We start from the raw sequence: 22,774 nt of genomic DNA, 5'->3' as shown, positions 1-22,774 counted from the left end.
GGTGTGTGTTCTCAAGCAGGCCAACGCGGAACCGGCTTGGCCGGGCCGCTGTTGGCGCCCCCTGGGGGGCCGCCGTCAGGCGGTACGGGGGGGTTCTCTTTTGATCTTGGCGAGCGGGTGATCGGGCGGGTAGGTCGGCGTGATCGGCTTCTTGGCGCCCAGCATCACGCACATCAACGCGTCTTCCTCGCCGATGTTGATCTCCTCGCGGTACACGCCTGGCGGCACCGAGATCAGGTCACGCTCGCCGAGGATGGCCTCGAAGCGCTCGCCGTCCTTCTCCAGCACCACCTTGATCTTGCCGCGCAGCACGAAGAAGACCTCTTCCACGTCGGTGTGCAGGTGCGACGGGCCGATGTGGCCGGCCGGGATCAGCATGGTGGAGAAGGTGAAGTGCTCGTTGGGCACGGTGTTGTTGTCGGCCGAGACGCCGGTGCCGCCGGTGCCCAGGTAGCGCATCTGCGCGCGGCGGTACTTGGGGTCGTAGTCGGCCTGGAACTTCAGGGCGTCCCAGTCGTAGCGGCGGGTCTGGAAGCGCGCCACGCGGCTGTTCATCCAGTCGTCGAAGCTGGCGCCCTCGGGGCGGTCCCAGCTCTTTTTGTCTTGGGTCGGGTCGTTCATGGTTTCTCCTCAATGCATCACAAAGCCGCCATTGACGGCGAGCAGCTGGCCGGTGACGAAGCGCGACAGCCCCGACAGCGCGAACAGCACCGCGCCGCACACATCGGCGGCCTGCTGCTCGCGCGGGATGGCGCGGCCTTCTAGGTACTTCTCGTGCCGGGCCTTGGGCACGTATTCGGTGGCTTCCACCAGCGTGAGGCCGGGCGCCACCGCATTGACGGTGATGCCGTCGCCGCCCCACTCGCGCGCCAGCGAATGCGTCATCGAGATGACGGCGCCCTTGCTGGCCACGTAGGCCAGCAGCTTGGGCGCGCCCCACAGCGCGGTGTCGGAGGCCAGGTTGACGATGGCGCCCTGCCCGCTGGCCTTGAGCGCCGCATGGCAGGCGCGGCTCATCAGCCAGGTGCCGCGCACGTTGACGTCCATCACCCGGTCCCACATCTCCACCTCCAGCGCATGCGGGTCGCGGCCGCCGGAGTTGGTGATGGCGGCGTTGTTGACCAAGCCGTCGAGCCCGCCCAGCGCAGCGACAGCCGCGGCGGCACAGGCCTCGATGCTGGCCGGATCGCTCAGGTCGGCCACCACGGCATGCACGTCGGCACCCGCGTCGCGCAGCGCCTGCACCTCGGTGTGCAGCAGGTCGGCCAGGATGTCGGCCAGCACCACGCGGGCGCCGGCCTGGGCGATGCACTTGGCAAACGCCAGCCCCAGGCCGCGCGCGGCGCCGGTGACCAGCACGCGGCGGCCGGCCAGCATCTGCGGCGGCACCTGGGCCAGCAGGGCGGCCAGCGCGGCGGCGTCGGGGGTTCCGGTGACGGTGGTCATGTCGGCAGCCTCTTCAGACGGTGGTGACGTTGGCCCGCGGGATGTAGTGCAGCAGCCGGCGCTCGGCCCACACCACCGCCGCATAGGCCAGGATGCCGATGAGCGTGAGCGCCACGATGGCCACGAACACGCCGGCCGTGTTGCCCTGCCCTTCGGAATCCACCAGCAGGTAGCCCAGGCCCAGGTTGCCGCCGACCAGCTCGCCCACCGTCACGCCGATGACGGCCAGCGTGGCGGCGATGCGCAGGCCGCTGAACAGCGCCGGCATGGCCGAAGGAAACTCCACCAGGCGGAAGATCTGCAAGCGGCCTGCGTTGAGCGTGCGCACCAGGTTCACCATGTCGGGGTCGACGGTGCGCACGGCCGACAGCACGTTGATCATCACCGGGAAGAAGACGATCAGCACCGCCACCAGGATCTTCGGGTACACGGTATAGCCCAGCCACATCACGAACAGCGGCGCAAAGGCCACCTTGGGCGCGATCTGCAGCGCCAGGATGTAGGGCGACAGGATGGCCTCGGTGCGTGGCGACAGGCCCAGCGCCACGCCGAACATCACGCCCAGCAGCGAGCCGAGGGCAAAGCCCACCACCACTTCCAGCGCGGTGATGGAAAAGTGCTTGAGCAGCTCGCTGCCCTGCCACATGCGGCCGGCCTCCTCCACCACGCGGGTGAACTTGGGCAGCACGAACTCGGGCATGCCGAGCGCACCGGGCGCCCACTGCCACGCGGCCAGGAACACCAGCAGCACGGCCAGGCTGCCCAGCGGCGTCGAGAGGTTGGATCGCATCGCGCTTGGGTCCTGAAGCTCAGCGGGCGACGCCGGTGAACTGGTTGGTGTACAGGTCGGCCAGCGGCTGCGCCTTGGCCACGATGCCTTCGTCGACGTAGAACTTCTGCACCGCGTCCAGTCGCTTCTCGTCCATCTGGCCCAGCACCTTCTGGTTGGCGTAGACGTACTGGTTGTACAGCGCGAACACCCGCTCGATCTGCGCTTCCTTGCCGGCGTAGGCGGGCACCGCCTTCACGTAGGTGGCGGCCGCGGCCTTGGGGTCCTTCATGATGTCCTGCATGCCGCGCAGCGTGGCGCGCACCAGGCGCTTGATCAGCTCGGGGTTCTTCTTGATGACGTCGTCGGAGGCCAGGATGGCCTGCGCCATGCTCTGGAAGTGCTGCTCGCGCGGCAGCAGCTTGACCTTCACGCCTGCGTCCTCGGCATTCACCACCCAGTCGGGCACGCCGGCCATGGCCTCGGACTTCTTCCCCGCGAACAGCTGCCACACGCCGGTGGGGCCGGCCGCCTGGGCCTGCACGTCGGTCTTGGTGAGGCCGGCCTTGCGCAGCGAGCCGAGCAGCGCGTAGTAGGTGGTGTCGGTATAGGCCATGACGGTCATCGTCTTGCCCTTCAGGTCGGCCACCGAGTTGATGCCGCTGCCTTCGTAGGTGCTGATCATCGTCAGCGAGCCGGCGCCCAGCACCGCCACCGCCTTCACCGGCACGCCGTTGGCGCGCACGATGATGGGCGTGTCGCCGATGGCGCCGCCGATCACCGCGTTGCCGGCGCCGATCTGCTTGGCCACGTCCACCCCGCCGCGGGCGGTGACGAAGGTGACCTTGATGTTCTCGTCGGCGTAGTAGCCGTTCTGCTGCGCCAGCATCCAGGGCGCGAAGGCCGGCGAGTTGGGCGGCGCGGGCAGGAGGTAGGTGACTTCCTCGGGCGCGGCCTGGGCAGCCAGCGGCAGCAGCGCGGCGGCGCTGCATGCCAGCACCGAGGCCCGCACGGCGGCCAGCGAACGGGCGAGGACGGAAGTGACGAAGCGGGTCATGGTGTTCCTTGCGTTGGGGGCAGGCGAAGCGGTACAGGCTTCAGGGCGGGTGGCGTTCAATGCAGGGCCCTCTGCTTGCCCACCTTCAGCAGCTCCATCAGGCGGCCCTGCAGCGGGCCGATGGCGGGCAGCTTGCGGCGCTCCAGCGGGTTGTCGCGCAGCGGCAGGTCGACGACGATCTCCTCGATGATGGTGCCGGGGCGCTCGCTCATCACCAGCACGCGGTCCGACAGCGCGATGGCCTCGATCAAGTCGTGGGTGATGAACAACGCCGTCTTCTTCTGCTCGTACAGCGTCTTGGCGAGGTCCTGCTGCAGCACCATCTTGGTCTGCGCGTCCAGCGCGCTGAAGGGCTCGTCCAGCAGCAGCACCTGCGGATCGACCGCCAGCGTGCGGGCCAGCGCAGCGCGCTGGCGCATGCCGCCCGAGAGCTGGTACGGATAGTGGTCGCCGAAGCCCGCGAGGTGGCACTTGGCCAAGAGGTGGTCGGCGGTCTCTCGGCGCCGGGACTTGTCCACGCCGTCGATCTCCATGCCCAGCTCCACGTTCTGGCGGATGGTGCGCCAGGGCATCAGCAGGTCCTTCTGCAGCATGAAGGCCACCTGCCGCACCGGGCCGGTGACGCGCTGGCCGCAGACCTTGACCTCGCCTTCGGTAGGCAGGTACAGGCCCGAGCCCATGTTCAACAACGTGCTCTTGCCGCAGCCCGAGGGACCGATGATGGACACCACCTCGCCGGTGCGAATGGCCAGGCTGAGGTCGGTGACCGCATTGGCCGGATTCGGGTTGCGCGCGGTCGGAAACCGCTTTGCCACGCCGCAGAACTCGATCTCGTACATCGTGAGGCCTGTTGATTCGCCTGTAAAACAGCGATCCATTAATGAAACCAGCCACTACCTTAGTGGATGACTGGCCGGCAACCACCCGGGTTTACCCCAGGTGGCCGGCCGGCATCAGAAGTTGTGGCGCACACCGAGCGCGGTGGTGGCAGCGCGGTCCTGGCCCTTCAGCTTGTCGAACATCACCACGGCATACACGTCGGTGCGCTTGGACAGCTGGTGGTCATAGGCGAGCGTGGTGAAGGACCGCTTGCTGTCGCGCGCACCGGTGGTCTTGGCCTCGCCATAGGACGCCAGCACCTTGCCCACCGCGCCCACCGGCAGCGAGAAGCCGGCCTGCAGCGTGCGGTCGCGGGTGTCGCTGCCGGCGGCCACGGCGCTGCCGGTGCGGGTGTCGTCCTCCTCGATGCGGCCCACCTGGCCGAACACCTTCACCGGCCCGAAGTCGTAGGAAGCGCCCAGCTGCCAGGCGGTTTCCTCGCCGGCGCTGAAGGCGGTCTGCACCTTCTGCGCGGCCAGGCCGACGGCCAGCGCGCCGCCGGCGTACTGCAGGCTGCCGCCCACGTTGGGGCCCTCGCCGGCACCTTCGCCGGCCGACACCAGCACATGGCCGGTAAAGGCGCCCAGCCTGGGCGTGCTGTAGCCCACGGCATTGTTCCAGCCGCTGTCGCCGGCCAGCTTGCCGATGCCACCCTGGTAGATGGTGCGGATGGCGGGCGAGAAGCCGAACGAGTCGAGGAACGGGTTGTACGACAGCGTATTGACGAAAAACGGCGTGCCGATGCGGCCCAGCCGGATCAGGCCGAAGCTGCCGCGCAGGCCGACGTTGGCATTGCGCGACCAGAAGGCGTCGCCGGCAAAGCGCCCGGCCTCGCCACTGTCCATGCGCATGAAGTGCTCCAGCGTCACGATGGCCTGCAGGCCGCCGCCCAGGTCTTCCGTCGCGCGGAAGCCCAGGTAGCTGGTGGCCATGCGGCCGGAGGCCACCTGCTCGGTGCGCTTGCCGCCGCTCTCCTTGAAGCTGCCCACGCTGACGTCGGCCAGGCCGTAGACCTGGGCCGTCTGTGCCTGGGCGCTGCCGAGGCTGCAGGCGGCCAGGGCAGCCAGCGCGGTGGCGCGGAAAAAGGGGCGGGAGGCGATTTGCACGATGAACAACTCCTGAGGGATCGACGGCGGGAACGGCCATGCCATGTCAAAGGCATGTTTCATAGATGAACAACGGATCTATCTATGAAACGGCAGTTTGCACGGAGCGTGCCAGGGGCCGCATGGGGGTTTGTGCGGGTCCGCTGCCCGCGGGCTGTGCGGCGCGCCCCGCATCGGCGCGGCGGCCGCCCCGGGGCTGTGCGTCGGCTTGCGCAACACATTGATGCGGGCCGTCGAATCACTTCTCTCATTGATGCGGATTAGCATGCAGCCGCCCTTCACTTCGGATCGACTGCCATGCCGCTCGCGTTCACCCACTCCCGCCCCATGCTGGCTGCCGCGGCGCTGCTGCTGGCCACCGCCGCCGGCGCGCAGGCGCCCCTGCCGCCGCCTGCTTCCACCACCGGCGCCCGGTACGTGGAGCCTTCCACCACCACGCTGCCGCAGCCCGACGAGCGCGTGGGCTCGCTGCTCACCCGCAGCCTGGGCGACGCGGCCATCGTGCAGAAGCTGGGGCCGCGCACCTGGTGGGCGCACAAGACCTTCTACAACGCACTCTTCTATGTGGGCGACCAGGGCGTGCTGGTGTTCGATGCGCCCCAGTACCGCACCGAGGCCATCCTCAAGGGCATCCGCACGGTGACGGACAAGCCGATCACCGCCATCGTCTACTCCCACTTCCACGCGGACCACATCGCCGACGTGCAGCTGCTGCTCGACGACGCCAGGCGGTCGGGCGTCAAGCCGCGGCTGATCGCCACCACGCAGACGGCCAGCAAGATGAAGCGGCTGGGCAGCACGCTGCCACTGCCCACCGAAACCGTGCGCTGGCCCGACGGCAGCTTCCGCTTCGAGAACTTGCAGGTGCAGGTGCACGGCTTCACCCATGCCTTCCACACCGACGACCATTCGGCCTGGCTGCTGAAGGGCCAGGGCGTGCTGCATGTACCCGACCTGCTCAACGGCGACCAGCTGCCCTTCCTCGGCTTCGCCATCTCGGAAACCGCGGTGAACCTGCCGGCCAACCTGCGGCAGGTGGGCGCCATGAAGTGGGACTGGCTGTCCGGCGGCCACGGCAACGTGGCCACGCAGGCCGACCTGGACCTGTACCTGCGCTACTTCGCCGACCTGCGCGCCGCCCTGAAGAAGGCGTCCCAGGAGATCGACTACTTCGGCTTCGTGGACCCGGCCAAGGCGAACAACCACGCCGAGTTCACCGCCGGCTGGCAGGCCGCGGTGGTGGACGCGGCGGTGGAAGCCCTGCGCCCGCAGTACGGCAGCTTCTATGGCTACATCGCCAACACCCGGGCCAACGCCCGCTTCGTGCTGCAGGTGCTGGACTCCTACCTCTGACGGTAGGCCGCGAACAGGTCGCGCAGCACGGGCGTGTCGGCCGCCACCGGCGGGCCGACCACCGACTGCTCGATCTCCCGCAGGTGGCGCCGCATCTCGGCCGCAGCGGCGGCGCCGCTGCCCTGGCGCAGCACCGCGATCAGCTCCTGGTGCCGATGGGCCACGCAGGCCGGCTGGCCGGCCCGTTCATGCAGCGCCAGCAGCAAGGAGGTAGTGGGCAGCAGCTCGTCCAGCATGCGGACGAACAGCGGGTTGCCGGCCAGCCGCGCCAGCTCCCGATGGAACTCGCCGGAATGGCGGATGGCGGACGACCGGTCGCCGCGCGCCAGCGCCTGCGATTCGGCATCCACCACCGCGGCCAGCCGCTCCAGCGCCGCTTCGTCCAGCCGGCCGGCCAGCCGGCGCATCACCTCACACTCCACCACCCGGCGGGCATCGAACACCTGCGCGGCTTCCGCCGGCCCGGGCTGCGGCACCGTGGCGCCGCGGTGGTGCTGCAGCGCCACCACCCGGTCCTGCGCCAGCCGGTGCAACGCCTGGCGCACCACCGTGCGCGAGACGGCGAAGGACTCGGCCAGTTCCTCCTCGCGCAGCCGGGTGCCCGGCGCCAGCCGGTGCTCCAGGATGGCGGCGTAGATGGCGTCGTAGATGCGCTGGGTGCTGGGCGCGGAGGCCGGCGGCACCGGCGCCTTCATCCGCGGCGCCGGCTTTGCCACAGCCACACCACGGCCAGCGTGACCGCCATCACCGCGAACGACACCACGGTGGTGACGGTGCCCAGCGCATAGATCACCGGCGTGGTGACGGTGGTGGTCAGGCCCTGCAGCTCCAGCGGCAGGGTGTTGAGGTCGCCCATGGCCTGCGACGAGCGCGCGATCTCGTCCCAGCTGAGCGTGAAGCCGAACATGCCCACGCCGACGAGGCTGGGCCCGATCAACGGCAGCACCACGTGCACGAAGCGCTGCCAGGGCGTGGCGCCCAGGTCGCGCGCGGCTTCCTCATATGCCGGGTTGAAGCGGTTGAAGATGGCGAACATGATCAGCAGGCCGAAGGGCAGTGTCCAGGTGAGCTGCGCGCCCAGGCCCGAGGTGAACATGCCCAGCGCGGTGGCGTAGGTCTCGAACAGGCTGGGGAACCACGCCTCCAGCATCGCCTTGATGCCGCCGTCCAGCAGCCGGAACAGCAGGCCAATGCCCAGCGACACGATGATGGACGGCATGATCAGGCTGGCCACCACGGCATAGAACAGCGGCGTGCCGCCCGGCAGCTTCTTGCGGTAGGCCAGCCCCGCCAGCAGCGACAGCGCGACCGTGAGCACCATCACCACCAAGCCCAGCAGCAGCGAGCGGCGGAAGGCGGCGCCGATGTCGATGACGCCGATGCCCTCCCACAGCGTTCGGAACCAGTGCAGCGACCAGCCGCGCATCGGGAAGGTGAGCCCGCCTTCGGGCCCCTGGAAGCTGAGCACGAAGATGGCCAGCATCGGCCCGTACAGGAACAGCACGAACAGCACGAACACGAAGGCCAGCGGCCAGAAGCCGGGCGCGCGCTTGTCTCGGGTGCCGGCCATCACAGCTCCTTGCGCAGGTTCACCAGCCGCATCAGCGCGACGATCATCATCAGCACCACCACCAGCAGGATGACCGCATTGGCCGCCGCCGCCGGAAACTGCAGGTAGCTGGCCTGCACCTGGATGACCTTGCCCACCGAGGCGATCTGCTGGCCGCCCATCACGCCCACGGTGACGAAGTCGCCCATCACCAGCGCGATGACGAAGATGGAACCGATGATCAGCCCGGTGCGGGTGAGCGGCAGCACGACGTGCACCACCGTCTGCCACGGCGTGGCACCGTTGTCGCGCGCGGCCTCGATCAGCGCGCGGTCGATGCGCATCATCGAGTTGAAGATCGGCACGATCATGAACATCGTGTACAGGTGCACGAAGGCCAGGATCACCGCGAAGTCGGAGAACAGCAGCCAATCCAGCGGCTGCTCGATCAGGCCCATGCCCAGCAGCGTCTGGTTGACCAGCCCGTTGCGGCCCAGCAGCGGCACCCACGAGATCATGCGGATGACGTTGCTGGTCCAGAAGGGCACGGTGCAGATGATGAAGAGCACCGTCTGCACCAGCGTGCTCTTCACATGGAAGGCCATGAAGTAGGCCAGCGCGAAGCCCAGCACCGCGGTGACGAGCCACACCACGAAGCTGAACTTGAGCGTGGACCCGTAGGTCTTGAGGGTGACGCACAGGTCGCCCCCGCCGCCCAGGCCGCAGCCCTTGAAGATGTCGGCATAACTCTGCAGCGTGAACGCCGGGATCAGCTCGTAGTCCGTCGCCTGCCAGAAGCTCACCATCACGATGAGCGTCAGCGGCACGACAAAGAACACGAGGAACACCGCCGCCAGCGGCCCGGCCTGCAGCCAGGCCACGAGGTTCTTGCGCGCCGACATCATCGCGGTCTACCTCGGGCTCAAGCAGCTACGAATTCATTCCACTTCTGGACCATGTAGGTGTTCTCGTCCATCAGCGCGTTCCAGCAGGCGATGCCGCCCATGCGCTGTTCGTACGAGCCGCCGTCGCGCTTGCTGCCGGCCTTGGCCAGCAGCTCGCCATTGGGCGCCTTGATGTCCTTTTCGGCGGCCTTGCCTTCCATCCAGTAGGCCCACTCGTAGGGCTCCATCTTGGCCTTGGCCGTCTCCAGCACCGCGCTGTAGTAGCCCTGGCGGTTGAGGTAGGCGCCGGCCCAGCCGTCGAGGAACCAGTTGATGAACTCGTAGGCGCCATCGAGCTTGCGGCCCGACAGCGTGGCCGGCAGCCCGAAGCCGGCCGCCCAGGCCCGATAGCCTTCCTTCAGCGGCTGGAACACGCAGTCGATGCCCTTGGTGCGCACCGCCGTCACGGCCGGGCTCCACATCGACTGGATCACCACCTCGCCCGAGGCCATCAGGTTCACGCTCTCGTTGAAGTCCTTCCACAGGCTGCGGAACTGGCCGGCCTTCTTGGCCTCGATCAGCGTCTTGATCGTCAGGTCGATCTCGGCCTTGGTCATGTTGCCCTTGTCAGGGTACTTGTACAGACCCATCGCCTCCACCACCATCGCCGCGTCCATGATGCCGATGGACGGGATGTTGAGGATGGCGGCCTTGCCCTTGAACTCCGGGTTCAGCAGCTCCTTCCAGCTCTCGATCGGGCGCTTGATCAGGTCGGGCCGGATGCCCAGCGTGTCGGCGTTGTAGGTGGTGGGGATCAGCGACATGAACTGCGTGGGCGCCTTGGCGAACACCTTGCTCTTCTCGCCTTCCAGGTAGATCACCTTCTTCGGCGCCGTGCCCTGGTCGCCCACCGCCTTGCCGGCCACCATGCCGGTGGTGAACAGCGAGGTGATCTTGTCGGCGTTCTTGATCTTCCTGGTGTCGATGCCCTTCAGGTTGCCGGTGGGCACGATCTTCTTCAGCGAGAAGTACTCGGTGTCGATCAGGTCGAACGAGTTGGGCGAGGTGACGGCGCGCTGCGTCACCACGTCGGTGTTGACCGGGATGTACTGGATCTTGATGCCGGTGTCGGCCTCGAACTTCTCGGCGATCTTCTTGTCCTGGTTCACCGCGGTGCCCAGGTAGCGCAGCGTGATCTTCTCCTGCGCCTGCACGAACGGGAAGCCGGTGAGCCCGGTGGCGGCCACGCCCACGCCGGCAGCGGCCTTGAGCAGGCGGCGGCGCGGCAGGCCGGCGGTGGTCGGGTGGTCGGTCGTCATATCGCAGGTCTCCTGAAAGGCAGGGAGTGAAAGCCGGCGTACCGCTGCATGCGGACACCGTGCGGCGGATCTCGTAAAAAGCTCAGCCTTCCAGCACGTGGGCGTCGGCCTCGTGCCAGCTCATGGCCACGCGCTGGCCGGGCTCCAGCGGGTTGGCATGGAATTGCGCATCGGGCACCAGCGCCACCCAGCCTGGGCCGGCGACCGCGTCGTCGGCGGCATCGTGTTCATCCAGCCGCGTGGCCAGGTGCACCTGCACATGGCTGCCCTGGTATTCCACGGCCTTGACGCTGACGGCCATGCCGGGGCCGCCCGTGGGCGCCAGCAGCGTGCGGTCGCTGCGCACCGCCACCGCGCCGGAAGGCGTGTCCACCACGTTGTGCGCACCGATGAAGCGGGCGATGAAGGCGGTGCGCGGCCGCTCGAACACGTCGCGCGCAGTGCCCGACTGCTCGATGCGGCCCTGGTTCATCACCACCACCAGGTCGGCCAGCGCCATGGCCTCTTCCTGCGAGTGGGTGACGTGCACGAAGGTCATGCCCAGCTCACGGTGCCAGCGCTGCAGTTCCGCCCGCATCTTGATGCGCAGGAAGGGATCGAGCGCCGACAGCGGCTCATCCAGCAGCAGCACGCGCGGCTGCGTCATCAGCGCGCGGGCCAGCGCCACGCGCTGCTGCTGGCCGCCCGACAACGCGGCCGGCAGGCGGTGGGCATAGGGCGTCATCGCCACCAGGTCGAGCAGCTCGCGGGCACGCTTCTCGCGCGTCGGCTTGTCCACGCCCTTCATGCGGGCGCTGAAGGCCACGTTGTCGAGCACGCTGAGGTGGGGGAACAGCGCATAGCTCTGGAACATCATCGCGGTGCCGCGCTGCGCCGGCTCCAGGTGCGTGATCTCGCGGCCCGAGAGCAGCACATGGCCTTCGGTCGGCTCCTCATGGCCGGCCACCATGCGCAGCGTGGAGGTCTTGCCACAGCCCGAAGGCCCGAGCAGGCAGCAGTAGCTGCCGCCCTTGATCTTCAGGTCGATGCCGGCCACGGCCACCGCGTCGCCGTAATGCTTGGCCAGCGAAACCAGTTCCAGGTCGGTGCGTTCCATCGTGGGCAGCTTTGTATGCAATGCATGTGCCAATGGCGCGCGTCCGCCGGTGCACCGAAGCGGGCGCGGCACTTGCGGTGCCTTGTGCGGCCTGCACTGACAGGGCGCGCGGCGCCCTCTTTGTATGCAATGCCGCCCCGCCACGCACCACGACCGGTCCTGCCATGAAGCTGCTCGTCATCAACCCCAACACCTCCGCGCCGATGACGGCGCAGATCGCCGCCGCCGCCCGCACGGTGGCCGCGCCGGGCACGGAGATCGTGGCCATGCAGCCCGACTTCGGACCGGCGTCCATCGAGGGCCACTACGACGACGCCTTCGCCGCCGCCGGCGTGGCGCAGCAGGTGCGGCTGCACGGCGCGGCGGTGGACGGCGTGGTCATCGCCTGCTTCGGCGACCCCGGCCTGGACGCCGCGCGGGAGGCCACGGCCGCACCGGTGATCGGCATCGCCGAGGCGGCCTTCCATGCCGCCTCGTTCCTGGCCACGGGTTTCTCGGTGGTGACGACGATGACGCGCACCTGCGTGATCGCCGAGCACCTGCTGCACAAGTACGGCTTCGAGCGGCGCTGCCGGGGCGTGCACGGCACCGACATCCCGGTGCTGGAGCTGGAAGCCGCCGGCACGGCGCTGGTGGCACGCATCGAGGCGGCGGCGCGGCAGGCGTTGTTGCAGGACCGCAGCGGCGCCATCGTGCTGGGCTGCGCCGGCATGGCCGACCTGGCCACGCAGCTGCAGCAGCGCCTGGGCGTGCCGGTGATCGACGGCGTGGGCGCGGCGGTGAAGTTCGCCGAAAGTCTGGCGGCCCTCGGCCTGCACACCAGCAAGGCCGGCGACTACGCCACGCCGCTGCCCAAGACCTATGCAGGCTGGGCGGCGCCGCTGGGCTTCCAGCCATGAAAAAGGCGCCCGGAGGGCGCCTGTCACCACGGGGCCGCAGCGGCGGCCCGCTTGACGTTCAGCGAGCCTGGGTGCCGCGGCGGCGGGCCATCAGACCCACGGCGCCCAGGCCGGCCAGCATCAGCGCATAGGTTTCGGGCTCCGGCACCGGGGTGGCCTGCAGCACGTCCTGGTACGTCGCGTTCGACCACTGTGTCAGCGTGTACTTCTGGGCGAACGGATCGTTGTCCGCACGCACGGTGGTCAGCCAGTCCAGCGCGGTGGTCTTCGCGCCGGCCACGCTGACGAAGGTGAAGTCCGCCACCTCGGTACCACCGGTCAGCTCCCACAGCGCCAGCTGGAAAGCGACGGCGCCTGCTTGCGTCAGGATGGAGGTGTCGAAGAAGCGGTCATACAGCTCCTGCACTTCTGCGGGGCCGCTGAAGGCGCTGGCCACATAGCTGTGGACAGCGCTCGTGGCGCCCTGGCTCTGCTCCACGCAGTAGGCCAGGAACGAGGTGCCGGTGGTCAGGTTCTGGCTTTCGAACAGCCCCGGGCCTTCTGTGCCAGCCGGCGAGATAGCCAGGCCGCCCGCCAGCTTGCCATCGGGCGTGTAGTAGGCGCGGTTGACCGAAAGATCGTCGGCGTGGGCGGCCGAAACGGCCAGCAGGGCTGCGGCGGCAAGGCCGCACAGACGGAAATGACGTTGGTTCATGGGTGGGTTCCTCTCCCTTCGGGTGGTTCGATCCAGTTGCCGGGCGGCGGCCAGCTGCCGCCCGGCTCCCTCCTGCAAGGCCTTGCGGCCTTACGCAACCGCAGCGGTGGCGCTGAGGTCCGCGTTCTTCATCGCGGCAATCACCTGCCGCATCAGTGCTGCGCTGTCGTCGCCGCAGCCGGCCGTGGCCAGGCCGCTGGCGTCCGCGCCGCCGCTGCAGCCGCCGGCAAAGGCACGGTCCAGCAACGCGTCGTCGGCAGACAGCAAGTTGTCCAGCACGGGCAGCGCGGCCGCCTGGGCGGCGGCGGCGTCGTCGGCGTAGACGTTGAAATACACATCCACCATCTCCACCGCGCTGCCGTCCAGGCGGGTGGCGCTGCCGGCTTCGCCCAGCACGTTGCCCAGCTGGTCGATGCTCTGGTCGAGGTAGGCGGTGTTCAGGCTGGCGATGCCGGCTTCGGCCAGCGTGCGCAGCTCGCCGGCGTCGGTGGCGTGGTTGCCATTGGCGTCCTGCCACACCTTGAGCTCGGCAAAGCGGGCATCGGCGCTGTCCACCACGCCGTCGCCGTTGCTGTCGAAGCTGGCCAGCTTGGCAAAACCGACACCGCGCTCGGCGCCGCCGAACAGCTCGCCGATGTCGTCGATGCGGCCATTGCCATCGAGGTCCACCGCCAGGAAGGCGTCACCGCCGGAGATCCAGCCCGACTGCACGGCGTGCCCGGTGCCGAACAGGTCGAAGCTGCCGCCCGCGTCGATCAGCGCGGTGGTCTGGATGCCGTTGCCGTCCAGGTCCAGCACGATCGGGCTGTAGGTGTAGTAGGTGCTGGTATCGCCGATGGACACGGTCTTGGTCGGCTCGCAGAACTCGGTGAAGGCATTGCCGCCGCTGAGCTGCAGCTGGAAGCTCTCCCAGGCGGCTTCCTTGTAGTTGCTGCCCACGAAGTCCAGGTCGGCGTAGACCTTTTCCTTCCAGGCATCGACGTTGAAGGCGGCCGAGGTGGTCTGGCCGGCGCGGATGGTGACCGCGAAGCCCGCGGTGCTGGCCGGCACCCAGTTGCCGGCGAGGTCGCGCACGCTGAAGTCCCAGTTCTGCGCGGCCGGCCCGGTGGCGGTGTTGTAGCGGGTGCCGTAGACGGGGTCGAAGTACTGGTTGGCGAAGAACTGGCCGTTGACTTCGGTGTAGCCACCGCCGGCCGTGATGACCTGATTGGACTGCGGGCCGGTGACCATCTGCGCGCTGCCGTTGACGATGCTCACGAAAACAGTGGTGTCCACCGCCAGCGCACGGTCCAGCTGCAGTGCGTAGCTGGCACTGCTGCCCTCGTAGATGCAGTCGGCGCCCACCAGCGTGACACAGGCCTGCTGGGTCAGGCCGGCGTCGATGGTGAGGTTGTCGTTGCAGTCGGCCAGCGTGAAGGCGGCGCTTTCGTAGGCCACCGACGGCGTGGCCATCAGGCGCACGTTGTCGATGATGCCGCCCACGCTGTCGTCGTCGCCATGCTGCTCGCGGAACGACAGGCGATGCGTGCCGCCGGTGCCGGTGACGTTGAAGCTGTAGGTGCTCAGCGTGGTGCTGGTGGGGTCGATCTGCGCCAGGCGCGTGCCGTTCCACCACACCTCCACGGTGTTGGTCCAGCTGGCATAACCGGCGCGCGCGGCCAGGTCCACCGACAAGGTGTAGCTTTGGCCGGCGGCGGTCTGCACGTCCTGGTACAGGCCGGTGCCGTAGGTCCAGGTGCGGTTGGCGTCCAGCTCGGCCACGAAGCTGCCGGTGGCGCCGTTGACGCCGAAGTTGTACGCGGCCTGCACCTCGATGCTGTCACCCAGGCCGCACCAGCCGGCGGACGACTGCTCGAAGCTGCCGTTGACGATCAGGTTCGGGCCGGCGGCCACGTTCAATGCGCGGAAGTCCGAATCCAGCGCGTCGTTGTTGCCGACGTCGGCGGCGGTGAGCTGGTAGCCGGTCGGCAGGCCGATGGCCACCTTGTAGCTGCCCCAGGCCACGTCGGTGAAGCGGTAGTTGCCTGCGGCGTCGGTGGTGGTGCTGCGCACGGTGTCGTCGCCGGTGCCGAATTGGCCGTCGTGGCCGGCGCCGATGAGCTTCACGGCCACGCCCGCGACGCCGGCTTCGCCCGCGTCCTGCAGGCCGTTGCCGTTGGCGTCCAGCCAGACGCGGTCGCCCACGTCCACCAGGCAGGGCTTGAGGCCGGCGTCCAGGCTGCGGTTGTTCTCGCCGGCGGCCAGCGTCACCAGGGCGCTGGTAGCGGTATTGCCGGTGCCGGACCACAGCACGTCGCTGTCGATGGCGTCGTTGCTGCCCGCATTGGCCAGCGTGAACTCCTGGCCCTGCGGGGCCACCACCTGCACCGCGTACTGGCCGGGCGGCAGGCCGGTGAACAGGTAGGCGCCGGTGGCATCCGTGGTGGTGGTGCCCAGCACCTGGCCGGCCGGGTTCAGCAGCCGCACCGTCACACCGGCGGCGCCGGCCTCGGTGCTGTCCTGCAGGCCGTTGCCATTGGCATCGAACCACACGCGATCGCCCAGGCTGGCCGGGTGGGTCAGCACCAGGCCGGCGTCCAGCGTGAGGTTGTCATTGCAGCTGGCCACGGCGAAGCCCGCTTCGTACACCGTGCTGCTGGTGGTGCCGATCAGGCGCACGTTGTCGATGATGCCGCCGACACAGTCGTCGTCGCCCGCCTGCTCGCGCAGCGCGAGGCCGGTCCAGGCCGCCGGTGCCGGTGACGGTGAAGCTGTAGGTCTTGAGCGCGGTGGAGGTGGGCTCGATGCAGGCGATGCGCACGCCGTTCCACCACACTTCCACCGTGTTGGTGGAGGCGAGCGTGCCGGAGCGCGCCGCGACGTCCAGCGACAGGGTGTAGCTCTGGCCGGCGACGGTCTGCACATCCTGCCCGAGGCCGGTGTTGTTGCTGTAGGTGCGGTTGGCGTCCAGCTCCACCACCCGTGCGCCGGTGGCGCCAGTGACGCCGTAGGAAGCGGCGGTGTTGGTTTCGATGGTGTCGCCCAGGCCCACCCAGCCGGTGGGCTGCGTGCCGCTCAGCAGCTCGAAGCTGCCGTTGGTGATGAGGTTGACGGTGCTGGTCGTGGTGATGGCGCGGAAGTCGGAGTCCAGCGCATCGTTGGTGCCCACGTCGGCGGCGGTGAGTCCGTAACCCGCGGGCAGGCCGCCCAGCGACAGCTTGTACTGGCCCCAGGCCACGCCGTCGAACAGGTACTTGCCGCTGGCGTCGGTGGTGGTGTTGCGCACCACGTCGTCGGCGGTGCCGAAGGCGCCGTCGGCACCGGCGCCGGTCAGCTTGACGGCCACACCCGCGATGCCGCGTTCACCGGCGTCCTGCACGCCGTTGGCATTGGCGTCCCACCAGACGGTGTCGCCCACCTTGACCAGGCACACCTTCACGCCGGCATCCAGCGTGCGGTTGGTCTCGCCGGCCGCCAGGGTCACCAGGCCGCTGGTGCCGGTGTTGGTGCCGGCGCCGTTCCACACCACGTCGCTGTCCAGCGCGTCGTTGGCGCCGGCATTGGCGGTGGTGAACTGGTAGCCGTTGGGCGATGCCACCTGCACCTTGTACTGCCCGGGCAGCAGGCCGGTGAACAGGTACTGGCCGGTCGCATCGGTGGTGGTGGTGGCCACCACCTGGTTGCTGCCGTTCAGCAGGCGCACGGTGACGCCGGCAAAACCCGCCTCGCCGCTGTCCTGCAGGCCGTTGCCGTTGCCGTCCAGCCAGACGCGGTCGCCCAGCGAGGCCAGCACCGGCAGCTTGAAGGTCAGGATGTTGCAGGTGGGGTCGAGGTCGGTTGCGTTGCAGCCGACGGTGCCGCCGTCGTCACGCACCTGGAAGGACAGGCCGACGATGCCGGTCGTGCCCTGGGCCGGCAGGTAGGTCAGGCGGCCGGCGCGGATGTCGCTGGCCAGCACTTCGGTGCCGGGGCTGATGGCCACGCCGTTGAGCAGCATCTGGCCGGTGGCGGGCAGCGCGCTGATGAGCACCGACTTGAACGCGTTGCCGTCAACGTCGGTGAAGCCGAAATTGGCCTCGCTGAGCACGTAGGCGCCGGCACTGGTCAGGGCCACCACGCTGTCGGTGCCGCTGGGGGCGTCGTTCACCGAGTCGATGATGACCTTGAGCGTGAGGTTGATCCGGTCCGCACCGACGTCGACGATGACGCTCAGTGTGTCGAAACTGCCGAAGTAGTTGGGTATGGCGGCGGCGGACACCCGCACTGTGTCGTCGTCCACCTGGCTGAACAGCAGCGTGGGGGCGGGCACGTAGCCGCCCTGGCCATCGGCCACCAGCAGGGTGTCGATGGTCAGCGCGCCGTTGGCTGTGTAGCCCACCTGCGCCAGCAAGGCCGCCACATCGAAGTCCTCGTTGGTGTCCTCGCAGACATTCACCACGGTCGAATAATTGAATACGGTCATCGGGTTCCTCCTGGGGTCATGCGCTGTACGGATCAGGGCGTGTCACCTGCCAGGGGTGCCCAGCCGGCCAAGCGCCGCGGATTGTCAGGATGTTTTGATCATTTTTGAAGTGCGCACTAACAGCCCGTCAAACCCATGACGACCCGACTTGAGGGTTGGAATCGTACGTTTTTGCCGTTTATGCCGTGCCGCCCAGCACATAGGGACGCTGTTTCGTTGGTGCACCGCAACAAAACAAGCTGAAGATGTCGCTTCGGTCAATTTCGCAACTGTTGGAAACAGGCCAGCGAACCCCTAACCCTGGGGGCTGCCGGGCGGTGGTTTTCAACGCGGCAACAACCATTCGGGGGTCGGCTCAGTGCTTCGCTCGGGTATTGCCGAGGGGTCGGCGGTGGCCAGGCCCCACTGCGCGGCCAGGCTGCCGGTGAGCACGCCCAGCCGCAGCTGCGCCTGGGTCAGGCGCAGCCGGGTGTCGGCCGCCCGCTGCTCGGCGTTGAAGCGGCGGTCGCGCTGGTCGATGAGTTGCAGCAGGCTGCGCCGGCCGGCCTGGTACTGCAGCTCGCTGGCCTGCACCACCGCCTCCAGGTGGCCGCGCTGGCGCTCCAGCGCCGGCAGTGCATCGGCCGCCTGCAGCGCCTGCTGGCGCACCACGGCCAGCTCGCCGCGCAGCGCCTGCAGGCTGCGCCAGGCCTCGGCCTCGGCCGCTTCGGCACGCGCCACGTTGTCGTCGCGCCGCGCCGTGGCGGCACCGCCCAGCGGTACCTCGTAGGTCAGCGACAGCGTCCAGCTCCGGCGGTCGCGGCTCGACTCGGTCGGGGCCGTGCGCTCGGAGAGCGTCTTGCGCAGGTCCAGGTCGGCACGCGGCAGGTACTCGGGCGCGATCAGCGGCACACGGGCCTGGGCCGCCGCACGCCGTGCCGCCGCCGCCTGGCTGGCCGCATGGCCTTCCACCGCCAGCGCCCACCAGTCGTCCAGCGCCGTGGCCAGCGCCAGCCCGGTGGGCGCGGCCCAGGGCAACGCCGCCGGCTCCACCGCCTGCACGCCGGGCAGGCCGGTGATGACGGAAAACTGGGCGCGGGCGGCTGCCAGGTCGGCCGCACTGCCCTGCAGCGCCAGTTCGGCGTCGATCAACGCCGACTGCGCCAGTTGCCCATCGGCATCGGCCGACTTGCCGGCCGCCACCTGCCGCGCCACACGCTCGGCCAGGCCGCGCACTTCGGCATGGCGCTGCAGGGCGTGCTGGTGCAGCGCCTGCTGCTTCTGCAGCTCCGCCCACGCTTTGCCCACCCGCTCGCAGGCTTCTTCCAATTCGTGCCGGGCGTCGGCCTGGGCAGCGGCCAGATCGAACTCGGCTGCCGCCAGCGCACTGCGGTCAGCGCCGCCGTTGTAGAGGTTCCAGCGCACAAAACCCTCACTGCGGCGCACATGGCGTTCGACCGGGCTCTGCAGCTCGTCCACCACCTGCCGGCCCTGCCGCGCTTCCACACCCGCTGTGGGGAAAAAGCGGGAGCGCAGCTGGGTCTGCTGGGCACGGGCCGCCACCACGTTGGCGCGGGCGGCACGTAGCGCGCCGTCCTGCAGCAGCGCCTGCTGCAGCGCCACGGAGAACGTGAGCGGGCTGGCCGGCGCCGCTTCGACAGGCGCCGCCACGGCGGGCGTCGGCTGGGCGGGCGTGTGGTCGGCGGCATCGGCAGCCGACGCCGGCCCCACCGCCGGCAGCGCCAGGCCGGCGGCCAGCAGCGTAGAAGACATCCAGGCATGCCAGCTCATCACCGCTCCTGCATCGCTGAATCCAGCGTCTTCAGCACCGGCTTCAGCAGGTACTGCATCACCGTGCGGCGGCCGGTGAGGATGCTGGCTTCCACCGGCATGCCGGGGCCAATGGCCAGCTGCCGGCCGTGGTGCGTGAGGTGGTCGCGCGCGGTCTGCAGCTGCACCTCGAAGTAGGGTTGCTTGTCCTGCTCGTCCAGCAGCGCGTCGGCACCCACCCGCTGCACGGTGGCGTCCAGCGTGCCGTAGATGGAGCTGTCGAACGAGGTGACCCGCAGCGTGGCCTGCTGGCCCGCATGCAGGAAGCCGATGTCGGCCGGCTTGACGCGCACCGTGACGGTGAGCGTCTTGTCGCGCGGCACGATTTCCAGGATGGCCGCGCCCGGCGCCGCCACGCCGCCCACGGTGTTGACCAGCACCCGGTTGACCACGCCGTCCATCGGCGAGCTGAGCACCCGACGGGCGAGCTTGTCCTCCCGCCCGCGCACGGTGGCCACCATCGCCTGCAGCTTGCCTTCGATCTCGGTGCGCTGGGCGCCCCACTGCGCACGCAACCGGGCCGACTGCTCGGCCGCCTGCGCACGTGCCTCCGCCAGGCCGGCGGCCAGCCGCGGCAGCGACTGGCGCAGCGCGCTCAGCTCGGCCTGCTGCTGCAGGAAGCGCTGCTGCGCCACCAGCAGGTCGGCCCGGGCGCCGGCGCCCTCGCGGCCCAGCCGCTCCTCGATCTGCAAGGCTTCGCGGGCCGAGGCGACCAGCGGCTCCAGCACCGGAATGCGGCCTTCGGCCTCGGCCAGTTCGGCAGCGCGGCGGCGCACCGCCTCGGCCGCGGCACTGGCATTGGCGTCGAACTCGTGCCGCGCCGATTCCCACAGCCGGCGCTCCTCGCGCACCAGCGCCGGGGCATCGGCTTCCAGCGTGCCGAAGCTGGGCGCGCGGCCATCCAGCAGCGCCTGCACGCGGATGCGGGCGGCCTGCAACGCCCGCAGCGATTCGCGGCTCTCGCCCACCTCCACCTCGGCCTGCACCTCGTCCAGCTCCACCAGCGGCTGGCCCTTGTGCACGCTGTCACCGGCGCGCACGTTCAGCGCCCGCACGATGCCGCCTTCCAGGCTTTGCACCTCCTGCAGCCGGCTGGGCGCCAGCACGGTGCCGCGCGCATTCACCGCCACGTCCACCTGCGCCCAGGTGGCCCAGGCCAGCACCACCAGGCCGAACAGGGCGAGCATCGCCACCATCACCAGCACAAGCCGGCGCGGGCCGGCGTCCAGGTCGGCCGCGGCGGCGTCGGCGGCTCCGAACAGGCCGGCGCTCACGATGCGCCCCCCGTCTGGCTGGCCGGAGCCGGCGGCTGGGCCAGCGCTCGCAGCACCTCGTCGCGCGGGCCGTCGGCAACCACGCGGCCGCGGTCCAGCACCACCAGGCGGTCGACCAGCGGCAGCATCGCCATGCGGTGGGTGACCAGCAGCAGCGTGCAGCCCTGCAGCGCCCGCAGCTCGCGGATCAGCCGCTGCTCGGTGGCCGGGTCCATCATGCTGCTGGGCTCGTCCAGCAGCAGCAGCCGGGGCCCGCCCAGCAACGCACGGGCGATGGCCACCGCCTGGCGCTGCCCGCCGGACAGCAGCTCGCCGCGTTCACCCACGGGCGTGGCCAGGCCGGAAGGCAGCTGCGACAGCGTCTCCTCCAGGCAGGCGCTGCGCGCGGCGGCCAGCAGCGCGGCGTCGCCGCCTTCGGTGCGGCCCAGCTCGATGTTGTCGCGGATGCTGCCGTGGAACAGCGTCACGTCCTGCGGCACGTAGCCCACCTGCCTGCGCAGGCTTTGCGCATCCAGCTGGGTGGTGGCCAGGTCGTCCAGCAGCACGGTGCCGCTGGCCGGCGCATAGAGGTTCATCAGCAGCCGCAGCAGCGTGCTCTTGCCCGAGCCCAGCTTGCCGATGAAGCCGACCCGCTCGCCCGGGCGGATGCGCAGGTTCAAGCCATCCAGCAGCGGCGGCCGGTTGGGATAGGCGAAGGACACGTCGCGGAACTCGATGCGGCCCGACAGCGGCGGCGCCTGCAGCGTGGCCTGCTCGTCGTCGGTGGGCGCATTCATCACCTGCTCCAGCGCCGTCATCGACAGCCGGGTCTGCTGCCAGCGCAGCACCAGCGAGGCGATCTGCGAAGCCGGCGCCATCGCACGGCCGGCCAGCAGCGTGACGCCGATCAGCTGCCCGGTGGTCAGCGCCTGCTCGCCGATGAGCACGGCGCCGATGGCCACCAGCAGCACGTTGCTCAGCGTGAGCATCGACGCCGCGGCATAACCGCCGAAGGCCACCAGCTCACGCGTCTGCAGCCCGTGCTGGGCAATGGCCACGGTGAGCTGCTCCCAGCGGCGGCGGCTCCAGGCGGAGGCGCCCAGGGCCTTCAGGGTGTCGAGTGCATTCATGCTCTCGAACAGGTGCGCGGTGCGCTGCGCGCTCTGCTGCGACGAGGCCGACACGCTGCGCATCAGCGGACGCTGCAGCGCCCAGGCCACCAGCAGCATCAGCGGAATGACCAGTAGCGGCACCGCCACCAGCCAGCCGCCGATGAGCGCGATCATGCCCAGGAACAGCAGCATGAACGGCAGGTCGCCCAGCACGGTGAGCGTGCCGGAGGCGAAGAACTCGCGCACCGATTCGAAGTCGCGCACCACGTTGGCCAGCACGCCGCCCGAGGCCGGCCGCCGCGCCGCCCGCAGCTGCAGGCAGCGCGCGAAGATGGCCGAGGACAGCGCCACGTCCATCCGGCGGGCAGCGCTTTCCAGCAGCGCACCGCGCAGCACCTTCATCGCCAGCTCGAAGCCCACCAGCAGCACCGCCGCCACGGTGAGCACCCACAGGCTGCCCAGCGCATTGTTGGGTACCACGCGGTCGTACACCGCCATGGTGTAGAACGGGATCAGCGCCCCGATGAGGTTGAGGCCGAGCGTGCCCACCAGCGCCCAGCCGAAGATCCAGCGGTTGCGGCCGAACACATCCCAGAACCAGCGCCGGGCCTGCGGCAGCGTGTACAGCAGGCTGCGCTGGTCGAAGAACAGGGCGGCACGCACCGCCTGCCAGCGTGCGCCGGGGCATGCGGCCTCGATCTCGGCCAGTGACATCCAGCGGGTGCCGGCGACGCCGGGCGCATGCACCTCGAAGCGCGCGGCCTCGCCCTGCCCGGTTCCTTGCGCATGCAGCACCACCAGTGCGGCGCCGCCCTCGCCGCACAGCAGCGCCGGCAGCATGGTGGCGCGCACATCGGCGCCTGCCGGCAAGGGCGACAGCACCAGCCCGGCGCGTGCGCACCAGCCGGCCAGTGCCTCGGTGGCATCGGCCTGCAGGTGGCCATCGGCCAGCAGCGCTTCACGCTGCACCGGGGCGCCGAAGAAGCGCGCCAGAAACAGCACGGCGTCCAGCAGCCGGTGGTCTGCCAGCGGCGTACCGGTGGCCGCCGCATCGGGCACGGCGAGGGAAATGTCACTGCTCATGGTCCACGCTCGGTGGTGAGGGGGC

The 22,774-nt window shown here is 69.5% G+C and carries 19 protein-coding genes; 2 read left to right on the top strand and 17 right to left on the bottom strand.

Features of this window, described 5'->3' with window-relative positions; genetic code table 11:
* Positions 1-75: 75 nt before the first annotated feature.
* From LRS14_RS16040 to LRS14_RS16015, 6 genes are all read right to left on the bottom strand, one after another.
* A complete protein-coding gene (locus LRS14_RS16040) occupies positions 76-621 on the bottom strand; it encodes a cupin domain-containing protein (RefSeq protein ID WP_257800148.1) in 546 nt (181 codons plus the stop codon).
* A 9-nt stretch (positions 622-630) separates the two neighbouring features.
* A complete protein-coding gene (locus tag LRS14_RS16035) occupies positions 631-1,377 on the bottom strand; it encodes an SDR family oxidoreductase (protein WP_232315244.1) in 747 nt (248 codons plus the stop codon).
* An 82-nt stretch (positions 1,378-1,459) separates the two neighbouring features.
* On the bottom strand, positions 1,460-2,236 hold the full coding sequence (locus LRS14_RS16030) for an ABC transporter permease (protein WP_046111015.1): 777 nt from the start codon (positions 2,234-2,236) through the stop codon (positions 1,460-1,462).
* A 19-nt stretch (positions 2,237-2,255) separates the two neighbouring features.
* Positions 2,256-3,272 (bottom strand): ABC transporter substrate-binding protein, encoded by a 1,017-nt coding sequence (locus LRS14_RS16025; RefSeq protein WP_046111014.1) that lies wholly within the window; start codon positions 3,270-3,272, stop codon positions 2,256-2,258.
* Positions 3,273-3,328: 56 nt separating this feature from the next.
* Positions 3,329-4,111, bottom strand: a complete 783-nt coding sequence (locus LRS14_RS16020) for an ABC transporter ATP-binding protein (protein WP_257800147.1) — start codon at positions 4,109-4,111, stop codon at positions 3,329-3,331.
* A 114-nt stretch (positions 4,112-4,225) separates the two neighbouring features.
* The gene (locus tag LRS14_RS16015) at positions 4,226-5,257 is read right to left on the bottom strand and encodes a porin (RefSeq protein WP_257800146.1); all 1,032 of its coding nucleotides are present in this window, start codon (positions 5,255-5,257) and stop codon (positions 4,226-4,228) included.
* A 327-nt stretch (positions 5,258-5,584) separates the two neighbouring features.
* Between LRS14_RS16015 and LRS14_RS16010 the strand changes: the two genes are divergently transcribed.
* Positions 5,585-6,610 carry an MBL fold metallo-hydrolase gene (locus tag LRS14_RS16010; RefSeq protein ID WP_257800145.1) on the top strand — a complete coding sequence of 342 codons (1,026 nt, stop codon included), beginning with the start codon at positions 5,585-5,587 and terminating at the stop codon, positions 6,608-6,610.
* Here the strand turns inward: LRS14_RS16010 and LRS14_RS16005 are convergent.
* From LRS14_RS16005 to LRS14_RS15985, 5 genes are all read right to left on the bottom strand, one after another.
* Complete coding sequence (locus LRS14_RS16005; RefSeq protein ID WP_232315231.1) at positions 6,601-7,293, bottom strand: GntR family transcriptional regulator; 693 nt, start codon at positions 7,291-7,293, stop codon at positions 6,601-6,603. The genes LRS14_RS16010 and LRS14_RS16005 overlap by 10 nt on opposite strands.
* An 8-nt stretch (positions 7,294-7,301) precedes the next feature.
* The gene (locus LRS14_RS16000; RefSeq protein WP_046111011.1) at positions 7,302-8,180 is read right to left on the bottom strand and encodes an ABC transporter permease; all 879 of its coding nucleotides are present in this window, start codon (positions 8,178-8,180) and stop codon (positions 7,302-7,304) included.
* Positions 8,180-9,064 carry an ABC transporter permease gene (locus LRS14_RS15995; protein WP_257800144.1) on the bottom strand — a complete coding sequence of 295 codons (885 nt, stop codon included), beginning with the start codon at positions 9,062-9,064 and terminating at the stop codon, positions 8,180-8,182. The genes LRS14_RS16000 and LRS14_RS15995 overlap by 1 nt, the downstream gene beginning before the upstream one ends.
* A 17-nt stretch (positions 9,065-9,081) precedes the next feature.
* Entirely contained in the window at positions 9,082-10,362 is a 1,281-nt protein-coding gene (locus tag LRS14_RS15990; protein WP_046111010.1) for a PotD/PotF family extracellular solute-binding protein, read from the bottom strand.
* A gap of 82 nt (positions 10,363-10,444) precedes the next feature.
* Positions 10,445-11,458, bottom strand: a complete 1,014-nt coding sequence (locus tag LRS14_RS15985; RefSeq protein ID WP_046111009.1) for an ABC transporter ATP-binding protein — start codon at positions 11,456-11,458, stop codon at positions 10,445-10,447.
* A 164-nt stretch (positions 11,459-11,622) separates the two neighbouring features.
* On the opposite strand from LRS14_RS15985, the gene LRS14_RS15980 reads away from it, so the two are divergent.
* The gene (locus tag LRS14_RS15980; RefSeq protein WP_257800143.1) at positions 11,623-12,357 is read left to right on the top strand and encodes an aspartate/glutamate racemase family protein; all 735 of its coding nucleotides are present in this window, start codon (positions 11,623-11,625) and stop codon (positions 12,355-12,357) included.
* Positions 12,358-12,415: 58 nt separating this feature from the next.
* Here LRS14_RS15980 and LRS14_RS15975 read toward each other — a convergent pair whose 3' ends face one another.
* The 6 genes from LRS14_RS15975 to LRS14_RS15950 form a co-directional block, all read right to left on the bottom strand.
* Positions 12,416-13,051: a PEP-CTERM sorting domain-containing protein gene (locus LRS14_RS15975; RefSeq protein ID WP_257800142.1), complete on the bottom strand. Its 636-nt coding sequence runs from the start codon at positions 13,049-13,051 to the stop codon at positions 12,416-12,418.
* 90 nt (positions 13,052-13,141) lie between these two features.
* Positions 13,142-15,709, bottom strand: coding sequence for an SdrD B-like domain-containing protein (locus LRS14_RS15970; RefSeq protein ID WP_257800141.1), 2,568 nt, complete (start codon positions 15,707-15,709; stop codon positions 13,142-13,144).
* Positions 15,642-17,492 (bottom strand): SdrD B-like domain-containing protein, encoded by a 1,851-nt coding sequence (locus LRS14_RS15965; protein WP_257800140.1) that lies wholly within the window; start codon positions 17,490-17,492, stop codon positions 15,642-15,644. Before LRS14_RS15965 ends, LRS14_RS15970 begins: the two co-directional genes overlap by 68 nt.
* Before the next feature lie 324 nt (positions 17,493-17,816).
* Complete coding sequence (locus tag LRS14_RS15960) at positions 17,817-19,262, bottom strand: TolC family protein (protein WP_257800139.1); 1,446 nt, start codon at positions 19,260-19,262, stop codon at positions 17,817-17,819.
* Positions 19,262-20,575, bottom strand: coding sequence for an HlyD family type I secretion periplasmic adaptor subunit (locus tag LRS14_RS15955; RefSeq protein WP_257800138.1), 1,314 nt, complete (start codon positions 20,573-20,575; stop codon positions 19,262-19,264). The genes LRS14_RS15960 and LRS14_RS15955 overlap by 1 nt, the downstream gene beginning before the upstream one ends.
* A complete protein-coding gene (locus LRS14_RS15950; RefSeq protein WP_257800137.1) occupies positions 20,572-22,749 on the bottom strand; it encodes a type I secretion system permease/ATPase in 2,178 nt (725 codons plus the stop codon). Before LRS14_RS15950 ends, LRS14_RS15955 begins: the two co-directional genes overlap by 4 nt.
* Positions 22,750-22,774: the final 25 nt, after the last annotated feature.

The sequence above is a fragment of the Aquincola sp. J276 genome (genome assembly GCF_024700035.1).
GTDB lineage: Bacteria > Pseudomonadota > Gammaproteobacteria > Burkholderiales > Burkholderiaceae_C > Aquincola > Aquincola tertiaricarbonis.
Note: the sequence above shows the minus strand (reverse complement) of the source record. Positions and strands in the feature narration are given on the sequence as shown.

What these genes read in the sequence shown, in the direction of transcription:
- LRS14_RS16025 (WP_046111014.1), bottom strand. Translation starts at nt 3,272, where the DNA reads ATGACCCGCTTCGTCACTTCCGTCCTCGCCCGTTCGCTGGCCGCCGTG.
- LRS14_RS15985 (WP_046111009.1), bottom strand. Translation starts at nt 11,458, where the DNA reads ATGGAACGCACCGACCTGGAACTGGTTTCGCTGGCCAAGCATTACGGC.
- LRS14_RS15950 (WP_257800137.1), bottom strand. Translation starts at nt 22,749, where the DNA reads ATGAGCAGTGACATTTCCCTCGCCGTGCCCGATGCGGCGGCCACCGGT.
- LRS14_RS16020 (WP_257800147.1), bottom strand. Translation starts at nt 4,111, where the DNA reads ATGTACGAGATCGAGTTCTGCGGCGTGGCAAAGCGGTTTCCGACCGCG.
- LRS14_RS16035 (WP_232315244.1), bottom strand. Translation starts at nt 1,377, where the DNA reads ATGCTGGCCGGCCGCCGCGTGCTGGTCACCGGCGCCGCGCGCGGCCTG.
- LRS14_RS15960 (WP_257800139.1), bottom strand. Translation starts at nt 19,262, where the DNA reads ATGAGCTGGCATGCCTGGATGTCTTCTACGCTGCTGGCCGCCGGCCTG.
- LRS14_RS16030 (WP_046111015.1), bottom strand. Translation starts at nt 2,236, where the DNA reads ATGCGATCCAACCTCTCGACGCCGCTGGGCAGCCTGGCCGTGCTGCTG.
- LRS14_RS15980 (WP_257800143.1), top strand. Translation starts at nt 11,623, where the DNA reads ATGAAGCTGCTCGTCATCAACCCCAACACCTCCGCGCCGATGACGGCG.
- LRS14_RS15965 (WP_257800140.1), bottom strand. Translation starts at nt 17,492, where the DNA reads ATGACCGTATTCAATTATTCGACCGTGGTGAATGTCTGCGAGGACACC.
- LRS14_RS16000 (WP_046111011.1), bottom strand. Translation starts at nt 8,180, where the DNA reads ATGGCCGGCACCCGAGACAAGCGCGCGCCCGGCTTCTGGCCGCTGGCC.
- LRS14_RS15995 (WP_257800144.1), bottom strand. Translation starts at nt 9,064, where the DNA reads ATGATGTCGGCGCGCAAGAACCTCGTGGCCTGGCTGCAGGCCGGGCCG.
- LRS14_RS16010 (WP_257800145.1), top strand. Translation starts at nt 5,585, where the DNA reads ATGCTGGCTGCCGCGGCGCTGCTGCTGGCCACCGCCGCCGGCGCGCAG.
- LRS14_RS15990 (WP_046111010.1), bottom strand. Translation starts at nt 10,362, where the DNA reads ATGACGACCGACCACCCGACCACCGCCGGCCTGCCGCGCCGCCGCCTG.
- LRS14_RS15975 (WP_257800142.1), bottom strand. Translation starts at nt 13,051, where the DNA reads ATGAACCAACGTCATTTCCGTCTGTGCGGCCTTGCCGCCGCAGCCCTG.
- LRS14_RS16040 (WP_257800148.1), bottom strand. Translation starts at nt 621, where the DNA reads ATGAACGACCCGACCCAAGACAAAAAGAGCTGGGACCGCCCCGAGGGC.